General features: G+C 43.3%; 11 protein-coding genes and 1 other annotated feature. All 11 genes read right to left on the bottom strand.

Translation table 11 applies throughout. The annotated features are described in order from the left end of the window. Positions 1-98: 98 nt before the first annotated feature. Positions 99-476, bottom strand: coding sequence for a 50S ribosomal protein L7/L12 (rplL, locus tag ACHCNF_RS12990; protein ID WP_026526331.1), 378 nt, complete (start codon positions 474-476; stop codon positions 99-101). A gap of 50 nt (positions 477-526) precedes the next feature. Then, the gene (gene rplJ / locus ACHCNF_RS12985; RefSeq protein WP_408070203.1) at positions 527-1102 is read right to left on the bottom strand and encodes a 50S ribosomal protein L10; all 576 of its coding nucleotides are present in this window, start codon (positions 1100-1102) and stop codon (positions 527-529) included. Positions 1103-1125: 23 nt separating this feature from the next. Continuing rightward, positions 1126-1250 (bottom strand) — a sequence feature (ribosomal protein L10 leader region). Between the two features lie 61 nt (positions 1251-1311). Further along, the gene (gene prfB, locus ACHCNF_RS12980; RefSeq protein WP_408070202.1) at positions 1312-2454 is read right to left on the bottom strand and encodes a peptide chain release factor 2; all 1143 of its coding nucleotides are present in this window, start codon (positions 2452-2454) and stop codon (positions 1312-1314) included. A 91-nt stretch (positions 2455-2545) separates the two neighbouring features. Continuing rightward, complete coding sequence (secA, locus tag ACHCNF_RS12975; RefSeq protein WP_408070201.1) at positions 2546-5113, bottom strand: preprotein translocase subunit SecA; 2568 nt, start codon at positions 5111-5113, stop codon at positions 2546-2548. 301 nt (positions 5114-5414) lie between these two features. Next, the gene (locus ACHCNF_RS12970) at positions 5415-6452 is read right to left on the bottom strand and encodes an ABC transporter substrate-binding protein (RefSeq protein ID WP_408070200.1); all 1038 of its coding nucleotides are present in this window, start codon (positions 6450-6452) and stop codon (positions 5415-5417) included. Positions 6453-6470: 18 nt separating this feature from the next. After that, positions 6471-7511, bottom strand: a complete 1041-nt coding sequence (locus ACHCNF_RS12965) for an ABC transporter permease subunit (RefSeq protein WP_408070199.1) — start codon at positions 7509-7511, stop codon at positions 6471-6473. Beyond that, positions 7512-8615: an ABC transporter permease gene (locus tag ACHCNF_RS12960; protein ID WP_408070198.1), complete on the bottom strand. Its 1104-nt coding sequence runs from the start codon at positions 8613-8615 to the stop codon at positions 7512-7514. 3 nt (positions 8616-8618) lie between these two features. Beyond that, a complete protein-coding gene (locus tag ACHCNF_RS12955) occupies positions 8619-10127 on the bottom strand; it encodes a sugar ABC transporter ATP-binding protein (RefSeq protein ID WP_408070197.1) in 1509 nt (502 codons plus the stop codon). A gap of 103 nt (positions 10128-10230) precedes the next feature. After that, on the bottom strand, positions 10231-11349 hold the full coding sequence (locus ACHCNF_RS12950) for an ABC transporter substrate-binding protein (protein ID WP_408070196.1): 1119 nt from the start codon (positions 11347-11349) through the stop codon (positions 10231-10233). A gap of 142 nt (positions 11350-11491) precedes the next feature. Next, complete coding sequence (locus ACHCNF_RS12945; RefSeq protein WP_408070195.1) at positions 11492-12832, bottom strand: sensor histidine kinase; 1341 nt, start codon at positions 12830-12832, stop codon at positions 11492-11494. Further along, positions 12832-14436, bottom strand: coding sequence for a response regulator (locus ACHCNF_RS12940; RefSeq protein WP_408070194.1), 1605 nt, complete (start codon positions 14434-14436; stop codon positions 12832-12834). Before ACHCNF_RS12940 ends, ACHCNF_RS12945 begins: the two co-directional genes overlap by 1 nt. Positions 14437-14477: the final 41 nt, after the last annotated feature.

Genomic DNA, 14477 nt, shown 5'->3' with positions numbered 1-14477 from the left:
AACAAGCATTTTTCTGAGTCAAGTATTAATTTCAAAAAATGCAAAAAAGAGAAGATACCGCAGTATCTTCCCTTCTAAATGCTATTATATAAGTTGAATTACTTAAGAGTAACCTTAGCACCTTCAGCCTCAACCTTAGCCTTGATGTCATCAGCTTCTTCCTTAGAAGCGCCTTCCTTGATCATCTTAGGAGCATTGTCTACGAGATCCTTTGCTTCCTTAAGACCAAGACCTGTGATCTCACGAACAACCTTGATAACCTTAACCTTGTTAGGGCCAACTTCTGTAAGCTCAACATTGAACTCTGTCTTCTCTTCCTCAGCACCTGCTGCTGCGCCGCCTGCTGCTGCTACAACAACACCTGCTGCTGCTGATACGCCGAACTCTTCCTCACAAGCCTTAACGAGATCGTTAAGCTCAAGAACTGATAACTCTTTGATTGCATCGATAATCTCTGCTGTAGATAACTTTGCCATTATTATTTTACCTCCATTAAAAATAAGTTAATTTTCGTTTTTAAAAAATATTACTCAGCTGTTGTAGCTGCTGCCTCTTCAGCAGGAGCCTCAGCTGTCTCTGCTGCAGGAGCTTCCTCTGCGGGAGCTGCCTCGCCGCCCTCTGCCTTCTTCTCAGCGATCTGTTTAACCACACGAGCGAAGTTTGCGATAGGTGACTGCATAGAACCAAGCAACTTGGAAAGCAACTGATCCTTGGGAAGGATTGCTGCGATCTCCTTGAGTGCCTCTGCGTCATACAGCTTGCCCTCGATCACACCACCTTTGATCTCAAGTGCCTTTGCCTTCTTTGCAAAATCAACAAGTACACGTGCAGGAGCTGCGGGATCTGTCTCAGAAATAGCGAGTGCGCTAGGTCCGTTAAGAAGATCTGCAAGCTGCTCGTAATCTGTACCCTTGAATGCGAAGTTCATCATCGTATTCTTGTAAACTTTGTAGCTGACATTCTCTGCACGAAGCTTTTTACGAAGCTCTGTGTCCTCAGCAACAGTTAAACCACGGTGATCTACAAGTACGAGTGCCTGAGCGTTCTGAATTTTCTCAGAAATCTCTTTTACTACGGGCTGTTTTAATTCAACCTTTGCCATCTTTTTACCTCCTTATAGAATTTACCGCCAAAGAAAAAGCCTCTCGAACCGAGAGGCGTAAAAGTCATATCAAACTTTTTCCTCGGTAGGCGCTACGCTTACGTCATCAAATGACACCTACTGTCTTCGGCTGGTCATAACGACCTTGACTACATTAACACAATTATTTTAATATGTCAACATATTTTTTAATTTCTTAATACGATCCCTTATTCATCATCTGAATCGCCCACAGGTTTTCCGCCTGTAGCAAGCCATTTGAGATATGCATTGATGAACGGATCAAGATCCCCGTCAAGTACACCGTCTGCGTTAGAGCTCTTCTCACCTGTTCTGGTATCATTTACCATTGTATAAGGCTGAAGGACATAGGATCTGATCTGGTTACCCCAGGCGATATCCTTTACTTCACCACGTATTCCGTCAATCTTAGCCTGCTGCTCTTCAAGCTTAAGCATATAGAGCTTAGCTTTCAGCATCTGCATAGCCTTGTCCTTATTCTGGAACTGAGATCTCTCATTCTGACATGTTACTACTATATTTGTAGGAAGGTGTGTAATACGGATAGCCGAAGATGTCTTATTAATGTGCTGTCCGCCGGCACCACTTGAACGGTATGTGTCAATTCTGAGATCCTCAGGATTGATCTCTACATCAAGGTCATCCTCTATATCAGGCATTACATCAAGAGATACAAATGATGTCTGTCTCTTACCCTGAGCATTGAAAGGGCTGATTCGAACAAGTCTGTGTACACCCTTTTCAGACTTAAGAAGTCCGTATGCATTTGTTCCGTCAATCTGGAACTGTACATATTTAAGTCCTGCTTCATCACCATCAAGAATATCAAGGACTTCAATCTTGAATCCCTTTCTCTCTGCCCATCTGGTGTACATACGATAGAGCATATTGCACCAGTCACATGCCTCTGTTCCGCCGGCACCTGCAGCAAGTCTCAAAATAGCATTGCAGCTGTCGTACTCACCACTGAGAAGGTTGTTTATCCTGATCTCTTCGAGAGTATTCTCGAAAGAATCAAGTTCTTCTCTTATTTCTGCAGCCATATCATCATCATCAACACCTTCAGCATTCTGAAGATCTATAAGATCCATAATATCGTCATACTGTTTGTGAAGCGCATCAACTGAAGCAACAAGATCCTGCATTCCCTTAAGGGTTCTTGTTTTCTTGTTAGCTTTCTCAGCATCATCCCAGAAAGTAGGCTCTTCCATCTCACGGGAAAGCTCTTCAATCATTTTCTTCTTTGAATCAAGGTCAAGAGAACCTGTTACCTCGTCGAGTGTCTCGCGCTGATTTGCAAGTTCAACTTTCATCTGATCAAGTATTACCATCTTTTACGTCCTTCCTTGTAAATATGAACACTATCTGTTCATGGAGAATGCAGAGCCTTATAGCTCTGCATCCCCAAATATACATCATCATTTACTGCATTCTGCCGTGGCAGTTCTTATATTTCTTACCACTTCCGCAAGGGCAGGGATCATTGGGATAAACCTTGGCTTCCATTCGCTTTACAGGCTCCTTTGCAGCGCTGTCATCCTTATTTGTTCCCGTTACCTTTGCTACCTGCTCACGTTCAACCTTCTCCTCAATGTGAACATGGAAAAGAAGTCTTACTGTATCTTCCTTGATGTTGCGAGTCATATCATCGAACATCTCAAATCCCGCAAGTTTATATTCAATCTTAGGATCTCTCTGTGCAAATGCCTGAAGACCGATACCTTGGCGGAGCTGATCCATATCATCGATATGATCCATCCACTTTCTATCAATAACCTTAAGAAGAATTACACGCTCAATCTCTCGGATTGTCTCAGGTTCCGGGAACTCAGCTTCTTTTTCTTCATAAAGCTTAACAGCCTCTTCCTTAAGCTGCTGCATAAGACCATTCTTGGTAAGCTTAGTAATACGACCGCGATTGATCTTCTTGAGAGGGATAATAGGAAGCAGTAACTCATTGAGTTCTCCAAGATCCCACTCATCGGAATCAGTTACTTCACCGACTACTGTTTGAACTGAATCCTCCACAATATCAGTGATCATCTTATAAACTGTATCACGCATGCTGTCTCCGTTAAGAACACGTCTGCGCTCATCATAGATGATCTCTCTCTGTTCATTATTTACCTGGTCATACTCAAGAAGGTTTTTACGGATACCGTAGTTGTTATCCTCTATCTTCTTCTGAGCAGACTCAATTGCCTTTGACAGAGCCTTATGCTCAATCTCCTGTCCCTCCGGAATACCAAGAGAATTAAACATAGAGATCAATCTCTCTGAACCAAACAGTCTAAGAAGATTATCCTCAAGTGATAAATAGAACTTTGATTCACCGGGATCTCCCTGACGTCCGGAACGTCCACGGAGCTGGTTATCTATACGTCTACTCTCGTGACGTTCAGTTCCGATAATCTTAAGTCCGCCTGCTGCAACAGCTTCGTCATCAAGCTTGATATCAGTACCACGGCCTGCCATGTTGGTTGCGATTGTAACTGCACCGTGTTTTCCGGCCTCAGCAACTATCTGAGCTTCCATCTCATGGAATTTAGCATTAAGTACGTTGTGCGGAATGCCTCTCTTCTTAAGGAGCTTACTTACTTCCTCCGAAGACTCAATTGTAATGGTACCAACCAGAACAGGCTGTCCCTTTTCATGTGCTGCCTGAACTGCATCGGCAACAGCATTAAGCTTCTCTTTTTTAGTCTTATAAACCGCATCCTGAAGGTCTTTACGGATAACAGGCTTGTTGGTAGGAATCTCGATAACGTCCATACCGTATATATCACGGAATTCTCGCTCCTCTGTAAGGGCTGTACCTGTCATACCACACTTTTTCTCAAACTTATTAAAGAAGTTCTGGAATGTGATGGTAGCAAGTGTCTTGGACTCTCTCTTAACCTTAACATGTTCCTTGGCTTCAATAGCCTGATGAAGACCGTCTGAATAACGACGTCCGGGCATTACACGACCTGTGAACTCATCAACGATAAGAACTTCATCATCCTTAACAATATAGTCGTGATCCTTAAACATAAGATTATTTGCACGAAGAGCAAGGATAATATTGTGCTGAATCTCAAGGTTCTCAGGATCTGCAAGGTTATCTATTCTGAAGAAATTCTCAACCTTGGACACACCCTGTGCAGTAAGGTTAACAAGCTTATCCTTCTCATTAACTATGAAATCTCCGCTCTCCTCCTGCTCAATACCCATGATGGCATCCATCTTGGAGAATTCTTCCTGATCGGCACCTCTGGTCATCTGCTTGGCGAGGATATCGCATGCCTCGTAAAGCTTTGTGGACTTATCGCTCTGACCTGAAATAATAAGAGGTGTACGTGCTTCGTCTATAAGAATTGAGTCTATCTCATCGATAATCGCATAATTAAGGCCGCGGAGAACACACTGCTCTTTATAAATAGCCATGTTATCACGAAGATAATCAAAACCGAGTTCGTTATTGGTAACGTAAGTAATATCACAGTTATAAGCTGCCTGTCTCTCCTCACTTGTCATGCTGTTAAGAACAACACCGACAGTCAGTCCCAGGAACTCATGAACCTTACCCATCCACTCAGCATCACGCTTTGCAAGATAGTCATTGACTGTAACTACATGAACACCCTTCCCTGCAAGTGCATCCAGATATGAAGGAAGTGTAGCCACCAGTGTCTTACCTTCACCGGTACGCATCTCAGCAATACGTCCCTGGTGCAGGATCACACCACCTATGAGCTGAACACGGAAGTGCTCCATGCCAAGGACTCTGCATGCTGCCTCACGAACAGTTGCATATGCCTCCGGCAAAATATCATCAAGTGTCTCCCCATTCTCAAGTCTCTTCTTGAACTCATCGGTCTTAGCCTTAAGCTGCTCGTCGGAGAGCTTCTTCATCTCAGGCTGAAGACTCTCAATTTTGTCTACAGTTCCCTGAATGCGCTTAAGTTCTCTCTCACTGTGTGTCCCGATGATCTTATCAATAATACTCATTTTTTATCGCTCCATAATAATTTTGTTTTGTACAAACAAAAATAGGAAGCTGTTTCGCCTCCCATTTTATAAAGACAAAATCACAAATGACATTCTAGCAAATAACGCCGATATTATCAACCCTGACGTGTTTTCAAAAGGTCAGGATATTACGGCTCGTTACTGTTCAGACAGCTCTGCGCACTTGCTGCGCTGAGCGTGAGAATGTTCTACGTCTTGAATATAGGATTTGCCCCTTTGCCGAAGGCAACTGGAATGGGCAAATCCAGTTGCTGTGAGCACCGTAAGGTGTGAACAGTAACTACGGCTCCTGCACTGTATACTCTGTATCATCGACAACAACATTTTTCACAGCGTCGACACAGCTGAAAAGTCCCTCATCAACATAGTTGAACTTCTCGGGTGTTTCTCCGTTTTCCAATGCTTCAATAAGAGCCTCCACTCTTGGGCCATGCAGAGGATTGCACTCGGCGATGCAGGATATTTTTCCTTCTCTGCAGTACTCGCGGGACTGTTCATTTACTCCATCAAAAGATACAACCATCACCTCTCCGTTCATGATATTCTGTCCCACACGTTTTCCGGCACTTTCAAGAGCATCTATGGCTCCTATCGCCATGTTGTCGTTCTCGCAGTAAACCACATTTATGTTGTCATGACCTTTGAGAAGAGCACCCATTACCTCTCTTCCCTTGTTCTCAGTAAAATCACCGCTCACTTCCGCCAAAAGGTCCCATCCGTTCTCCCTCGCAGCGTTGGCAAGTCCTCTTGTCCTGCCTATCTGAGCTGTTGACCCAAGGCTTCCCTGAATATTAACTATATGCAAGTTTTCAGGAGAAATATTTCTTCTCTCAGTAAATGCCTTAAGCCAGGCTGTCATCTTCTTGCTTTCAAGCTCAAAGTCAGAGCCAACCCAACAGGAATACAAACTTTTATCTGCTACGTCAACTCTTCTGTCCACCAGTATCACAGGAATATCCGCATCCCTTGCTTCTGTCAGAACAGATTCCCAGCCTTCCTCTGTAGCAGGTGCAAGAACAATGTAGTCAACCCCCTGCTGAATAAACATTCTGACAGCTGTTATCTGGTTAGCCTGTTTTTGCTGACCGTTTTTATATATCAGATTAAAACCGTTCCCCGTTCCAAGTGCTTCCTGCATGGATTGAGTGTTGGTGTTCCTCCAGTCGGATTCTGCCCCGAGCTGTGAAAAGCCCACCGTTATCAGCTCTTTAGTATCGGCTTTATCAGTATTTTCTTCTTTAACCGCACTACTCCCGCAACCGGCGAGAAGTACCGGCAGCAGGAGCAGTGTAGCTGCTATAACAGCAATTTTTCTCATATAAACCTCAAGTATGTCTTATGCCTTTAGTGCTTTCTTTTTCTGAGCCATAACCACGCTCTGAATCAGAAGGAATATACAAAGCATAGCAGCAATTGTAATTCCTGTCCACCATGCCTGATCAAGACCGGCCGATGAAACTATATTCTGAATTGTACTAAGTGAGAGCACTCCGAAAAGTGTTCCGATAATGTTACCGACACCACCTGTCAGCATCGTTCCACCGATAATTGATGATGCTATGGCATTCATTTCCATACCCATGGCATGACTTGCAGAGCCCGATCCTACATGAAGGAAATATACATACCCCCCGATTCCTGCAAGTATGCTGCAGATCATATGAGAAAGGAACTTTGTTCTCTTCACATTGATACCGAGCATAAGTGCGCTCTGCTTATTACCGCCAACCGCATAAAAGCTTCGGCCTAGCTTGGTCCAACGAAGGACTACAAATAAAACTGCCACAATTATAAGCGCAACAACAACGCCTATTTCAACATATGCAGGAACATAAATGCCCTTTTTGTTGGTAATTCCCATTCCCGGAATGATTATTCTTGTGAGCTTGAGAGCTGTAAATTCCTCATCTGCAACGTTGAAGGGTGCTGTGTTTACAATTGTTGTCATGCCTCTTGCAAAGAACATTCCCGCAAGAGAAACGATAAATGGCTGTATATCAAGATACGCCACGAGAAATCCCTGAATCAATCCGTATGCTACACCTATTCCGAGAGCGATAAGAATGGATCCGAAAATACTTCCGTCATGGTGATCCAGATAAACTGCGCAGCACATGGAAACCAGTGCAACAACGCCACCTACGGAAATATCGATTCCGCCTGAGATCATAACCACGCTCATTCCACAGGCAGTAATGATAAGCGCTGCATTCGCGTTAAGGATGTTGAAAAACATCTGCGGCTTAGTAAAGGCACCCCCCTGAAAAATAACCGCGCCTATATACATCAAAAAGAAAATCACAATGGTAATGGTAAGAAGAAGCATTGTGTCATTCATCCTGCCAAAAATGCCTGCTTTATTTTTATCTTTTCCCATTCAGGCCACCTCCTTCTTTGCAAGTGCAGCCTTATTTGAGCCGTTAAATTTTTTCGTAAGCTGCTTCATATAATCTCTCACGGAAGGAGCAGAAAATACTACAAGTACAATAACAACAACTGCCTTATATGCTGCAAGTGCATCAGACTGTACATTAAATTTGTAAAGAGTGGTTGTAAGGAACTGAATAACATAGGCACCCAGTATTGATGCCCACATATTGAACTTACCACCTGAAAGTGCATTTCCGCCAAGTGCTACGGCAAGGATTGCATCCATTTCTATGTCTTTTGCAATAACAGAATAATTGATCGTTGAAAGGCGGCTTACCTTAATAAGTGCAGCAACCGCTACGCACAGTCCCAGAATTACAAAGCTAAGGAACTTAATAAAAGTAGGGTTAATACCGTTAAGTCTTGATGCACCTTCATTTATTCCTACTGCCTGTGTATACAGTCCAAGGTTTGTAAATTTAAGTACCAGTGCGATCACAACTATGCAGGCTATTACTATGAAAACAGTTGTAGGAACCGGAATTCCCGGAATGAAGCTTCCAAAGTATGAAAACTTAGGATCCGGAACTATCGGAAGCTCGTTGTTATTGATCCATGCGGCTATGGAACGTCCTGCCGTAAACAGAATCAGCGTCGCGATCATTGGCTGTATTTTAAATACCGCCACAAGCATTCCGTTGAAAGCACCACATATCATTCCAACAACGCATGCCACAAGGAAAGCAACGATGATGGGAGCCGCAAGCTCTGTAGGCCTTGATGTTCCTCCACACAGAACTCTTAGCATTGCTGATCCTGCTATAGCTATTGTTGCTCCGACAGAAATATCCTGTCCGCCTGAGGCAGCTGTTACAAGTGTCATTCCGATTGCCAGAATTCCAAGTTCTGAGCCATAATCCAGAATTGTTATAAGGTATCCTGAAAGAACAGGATTTCCTGCATTGTTTGTTCCAAGTGTGATCTTGAAAAATCCAGGATCATTTATCAGGTTTATAACCGCCAGGAGAAGAATAGCCAGGATCGGTATAAACAACTGATTACTTACGAGCTTTTTAACAAAGCTCTCATCTTTATTTGTCGTTTCACTCATATCTTACTTATCCCCCGCGATCGTACTCATTATCTTATTTTGTGTAAGGTCACTTCCTGAAAGCTCACCTACAACCTTTCTGTCTCTCATTACCACCAGCCTGGAGCAGGTTCTTAGCATCTCATCGGTCTCGGATGAAATAAACGTCACACTCATTCCATCCTTTGCAAGCTCCAGTACCAGTTTCTGAATATCTACCTTTGTTCCGACATCAATACCTCTTGTTGGCTCATCCAGGATCAGATATTCAGGATGCATCAAAAGCCATCTGGCAAGAATGCATTTCTGCTGATTACCTCCGGACAGGGATTTAATAGGTGTATCAGCCGAAGCTGTTTTGATATTCAGTTTTTTAATATATTCATCAGCAAACGCATTAACCTGTGCCTTACTAAATGGCTTGAAAAATCCTGTCATAACCTGAAGTGCCAGGATAATGTTCTCTTTTACTGACAGATCCCCAATAATACCATCTCCTCTTCTGTTCTCAGGAAGATATGCTATGCCGTTTTCCATGGCATCCTTAGGATTGCTTATCTTGACCTTCTTTCCGTGCATCTTGACGGAGCCGTTTATAACTCTGTCAGCACCGAATATAGCTCTTACGCACTCACTTCTTCCTGATCCGAGAAGTCCTGTGAAGCCGTTGACTTCACCCTTTTTAATATAAAAATCGAACGGTTTGATTCCCGCATTACTTTGAAGTCCCGAAGCTTCAAATACTCGTTCATCGGCATCAGCACCCTGATAAGTGCCACCCTCTCCCTTAATATCAGAGAGATCATCCATCTCCTTACCAAGCATCTTCGCAACAAGCTGTACTCTTGGAAGATCCTTTATCTCATACTCTCCCACAAACTTACCATTTCTTAGAACAGTTATCTTGTCACATACCTCATATACCTGATCCAGGAAATGTGTAACAAAAATAATACCAACTCCTCTGCTCTTTAAGTCTCTCATAAGTCCAAAGAGCTTCTCAACCTCCTGCTCATCAAGTGATGATGTAGGCTCATCGAGAATAAGTACCTTACACTCCATATCTACCGCTCTGGCTATGGCAACCATCTGCTGAACAGCTATGGAGCAGTTTGAAAGCTGCTGATTAGCTTTTGCGGGAATTTCCAAAGACTGCAGAATCTTGTCTGCGTCCTCATTCATCTTTTTCCAGTTTGTAATTTTGCCGTCCCCACGTCCAATAAACATATTCTCAGCAACAGTAAGATTGGGACAAAGGGTTATCTCCTGATACACAGTACTTATTCCATACTTCTGTGCATCCTGCGGTGAGTGAATAGCTACCTCACCATGCCCTTCAAGAGTTATCGTTCCTTCATCCTTACTGTATACTCCCGTGAGAACCTTGATTAGAGTAGACTTTCCGGCTCCGTTTTCCCCCATAAGTGCATGGATTTCACCCTTATTCAGTGAAAATTCCACATTTTGAAGCGCCTTTACTCCCGGAAAGGATTTATATATGCCTCGCATCTCGAGCACTCTGTTTTCTTCCACCGGTTATACCTCTTTCCTTCTTAATACAAAGAGCGATGCGGATATCCCGCACCGCTCCAAAATAATCTACATAATATTTTTCAAGATTCAATCCCTTGATCTATCAGATACCATATTTATCAACGTCTTCCTGAGTGATTGTCTCAGCATCGAAGCCCTTCTCATCCATGATGATGGTCTTCTCTGAAAGTGTGCCGCCGCTCTCAAGAGTCTTGATGATCTCGTCGATGTAGCTAGCCTGGAAAGGATTGCACTGTCCATCATAGTTCCAGTTCTGAGCAAGAAGCTCTTCAAGTGCCCACTTGTTGCAGTCATAACCCATAACGATTACGTCTTTGCCTACGCCGTGAGAGATACCTGCTGCATCAAGAGCTGCAACAGCGCCCTTAGCCATATCGTCGTTCTCTGCATAGATTACGTTGAAAGGTGTGCCTGCATCGATAACTGACTGAACGATCTGCTGTGCTTTCTCAGCGTTCCACTCAGCTGTCTGCTGTGTTACGAGGTTCCATGTTGCCTCAGCGTCTACCTTATCTGTAAGAGCGCCGCTACGTCCCTGCTGAGCTGCTGAGCCCATAACACCCTGAATGTGGATGATGTTATATTCATCAAGTCCCTGACCTGCGAGCCACTCTACTGCCATCTCGCCTTCCTTAGCCATATCAGATACGATTGAAGCCTCATAAAGGCTGGGATCTGCATCGATTGTACGGTCAAAAAGGATAACCTTTACGCCTGCTGCCTGAGCATCCTGAAGAACTGAATCCCAGCCTGCTGTATCAGCTGCAGAAAGAAGAAGATAATCAACTTCATCCTGGATAAATGTCTGAGCTGCTGCGATCTGCTCATCGTTCTTTAAGCTGTATGCAAAGGATGCATCGTAGCCGTTAGCTTCTGTAAACATAGCTTTTAAGTCTGCATCGTTAGCTGTACGATAACCGGACTCGTTAGGATCGTTATTGATGATACCAACCTTGATAAGGTCTCCTGATGCTGCTGAAGTATCTTCTGTAGCTGTCTCTTCAGTTGTTTCCTCAGTAGTTGCTTCCTCAGTAGTTGTCTCCTCTGCTGCAGGCTCTTCTGTCTTTTCCTCTGCTGCAGGTGCCTCTGTCTCTGTTGCTGCAGGTTCTGCAGGAGCTTCCTGCTTAGCGCCGCCGCCGCATGCAACCAGGCCAAGTGCCATTGTTGATGCCATGATAATTGACAATACCTTCTTCTTCATAACTTTTTTTCCTCCTAATTAAAAAAAGTAATTGCTAAGAGACCATTCCCTTAACAATTACTATTTTATTTTTTTCACTGCAAAAAGCCATTGAATAATAAATGCAATGAAGTTAATTTTTTTACACTTTTTTTAATTAGGTTCATTTTTTTACGATTTCGGTTAAGATTTTCGGAAGTCGAATATTGACTATTGTTCCGCCCCCTTCAGTAGAATCAATTCCAATGCCATATTCTTCCCCAAAGGAGAGCTTTATTCTCTCATTGATGTTATATAGTCCATAGATAGTGTTATCCTCAGGCTTTTCAACAGCGAGATTATCCCTGATGTTTTTAAGCCTCTCAGGTGTCATTCCTATTCCGTCGTCCTTGACTGTTATCTGAATATAATCTCCAAGATCGCCACCGGTAACTATAATCCTGCCGCCGCCCCTTTTATTCTTGATGCCATGATACAAGGCATTCTCAACCACAGGCTGAATGGTGATCTTCGGGATTGCATAGTTAAAAATCGCCTCAGGCACATCTATCTCATAAGTCAGAATATCCTGATACCTTATCTGCTGAATCTCCAGATAACTCCTCACATGCTGCAAATCCTCACGCACAGTGACTATTTCCTTACCCTTGTTTAAAGAGCTTCTGAAAAATTCAGAAAGACTCCCCACCATGCTCACAACCTGCTTCTGATTGCCTGCTTCCGCAGACCACACTATGGCGTCCAGTGTATTATATAAAAAGTGTGGATTTATCTGTGCCTGCAGCAGCTCAAACTCAGCCTTTCGAAGTTGCTTCTGCTCGCTTTTTACAAGTTCTTCTATAGGTCTTGTGATCCAAAGCGGTCCCCAGAATGAAATCACAGTCACAAAAACTACTATGAAAGCAAAGATTCCGGTTGAGATTTTTACAATATCAAGATAGAACTCCCTGGTCTCAAGCTGAGCAGTCTGAAGCTGCCTGTTTTCATAATAAACAAACTCATTTATGGTTTCCTCGATGAGCGAAGTCACGATCTGTACGTCGTTTTCCCATATAGTGATGTTATCTTCATACCGGTCATCAAATTCCATATTGCTCTGGATTCTCTGAATATATACCTCCAGATTATCGAGATATTTTCCCACACTCTCCAGACGCTTTCTGTTATCAGCTTCACCTGTATAGTCCTCAAGACTCTCCACAACCTCCCTTGCATCAGACAGGCTCTTTGGAATTCCGGAGTCCTCAAGAGTTACATTGCCAACTATCAGTAAATAGGTTTCGTAGTCAAAGTCCTCCTTGAAATCAAGGCTGAACTCACTAGCCTTAACAACAGAACTCAGCATGGCATCATATCTCTCGTTTACCTTCCACAGATTGTAGAAAGCATACACCATGAAAATAATGCTGGGTAAAAGCAATATCATATATGAAATTCGTATCTGATTTGCAAGCTTTGACTGGCCCTTACGGTATTTCTTACTTTTTACCTGCTCATTATCCATCAGCCTTCCTCCACTCGCGTACCGCTCCTATACTGGGTGGGAGTAACCCCCTGAGTCTTTTTGAACAGATATGAAAAATAATGCGGGTCCTTATATCCAACCAAAAGCCCTATCTCGTTGCTCTTTTTGGAAGTACTGATAAGAAGTTCCTTTGCAGCATTCATCCTATAGTCCGTTAGGTATTTAATAAAAGGTTGTCCCGTCTGCTGCCTGAAAACAGCACTCAAGTGATTGGGCGAAAAATTAACGTGGGCAGCCAGTGTATTAAGTGACAGATCTTCTTCTGTATAGTGCTCTTCTATATAAGAAATAACTTCATTTACAACATCGCGGTAGTGCCCCTTTGAATCATCCTCTCTAAGAGCAGCTCCTCTGGCGATGATTCTCACAATATACGCAGTTGTCCGTCCCTCATCTGCAAGAACCTCCGGCGTAGGAATCTCAGGTTTTTCTTCTATATGAAGCTCGTTTTCCAAAAAGTCCGCCACACAAAAATATACATCCATCGCGATGTACTGCCTAAGAAGCGTTGACCTGATGGCACCTTTCCCCATCCCGTTTATGAACTCCTCCACAAAGAACTCTGTTTCAGACACATCTCCGCGCCTCAAAAACTCCTTTATAAGGCGTCTGTCAATATGCTTAGGGTCAATCTCAGATAAAACCACATCATCTTTTCCGGGATGAAGCCTGTCCTCTGATCCCACAAGAAAACCGTTGTCATCCGTCAGGTACATATGAGCGAAGGCTCTGCTTGCCCATCCGAAAGATACCGGTATATCGGTAATTCTTCCGACGCTCTGTCCCACACCGCCAAAGTACCTGATGTGATGATAGCCCTCAAAAAGTGCCTTCATCTCCTCTATGCCTGATTCGACATTTTTTTCTATTATCCTGTCATCATCGCCCTTGTACAAAAGCGCGATTCCCTCTACTCCAAGGTCAAAGAATATTGCATCCGTTTTTTCCGCAATATCCCTAACCCCTTTTATTATTTCAACAACGCTCTGTGAATATTCGTAAGCATCATGTCTTGTGGACCAGACCTTAAACAGCATAATATTGTATCTTATGGCAGCAAGGTCAACCTTCAACTTTTTAGCGCTCTCAATGATCTCTGACAGCCCCTTGGTTCCGGCTATCATATCGCTGAAAAGTTCGTGCTTTTCATATTCCGTGCGTTCCTTCATTTCTTCTTCATAACGCTTTTTTATTTCACGCTCACGCCGTTTTTCTCTTGTTTTCTCAGCAAGAGCATCTATCTCACTCAAAAGAGTATCTCCGCTTATGGGTTTTGAGAGATAGCAGGAAACTCCTATTCTTATAGCTTCCTGTGCAAATTGAAAGTCCTCATAGCCGGTGAGCAGAACAATTTCTATCCATGGAAATTTCTCTTTTACCATACGACTGAGAGCAAGCCCGTCCATAAAGGGCATCTTTATATCAGTAATAACTATATCAGGCTGAAGCTTTTGTATCATGGGAAATGCAACTTCTCCGTCTCCGGCTTCCCCACAAAATTCGTAGCCATGAGCCTCCCAATCCACATTATTCTTTATGCCTTCCCTGACGACAAATTCATCCTCTACCAAAAATACCTTCATACATTCCCCATACATAATATAAAAAGTACCCTTCCGAGTTA

This window comes from Butyrivibrio sp. NATIVEDY162 (assembly GCF_045999815.1).
In the GTDB taxonomy this organism is placed as follows: domain Bacteria; phylum Bacillota; class Clostridia; order Lachnospirales; family Lachnospiraceae; genus Butyrivibrio.
This window is presented reverse-complemented; position numbering and strand designations above follow the sequence as displayed.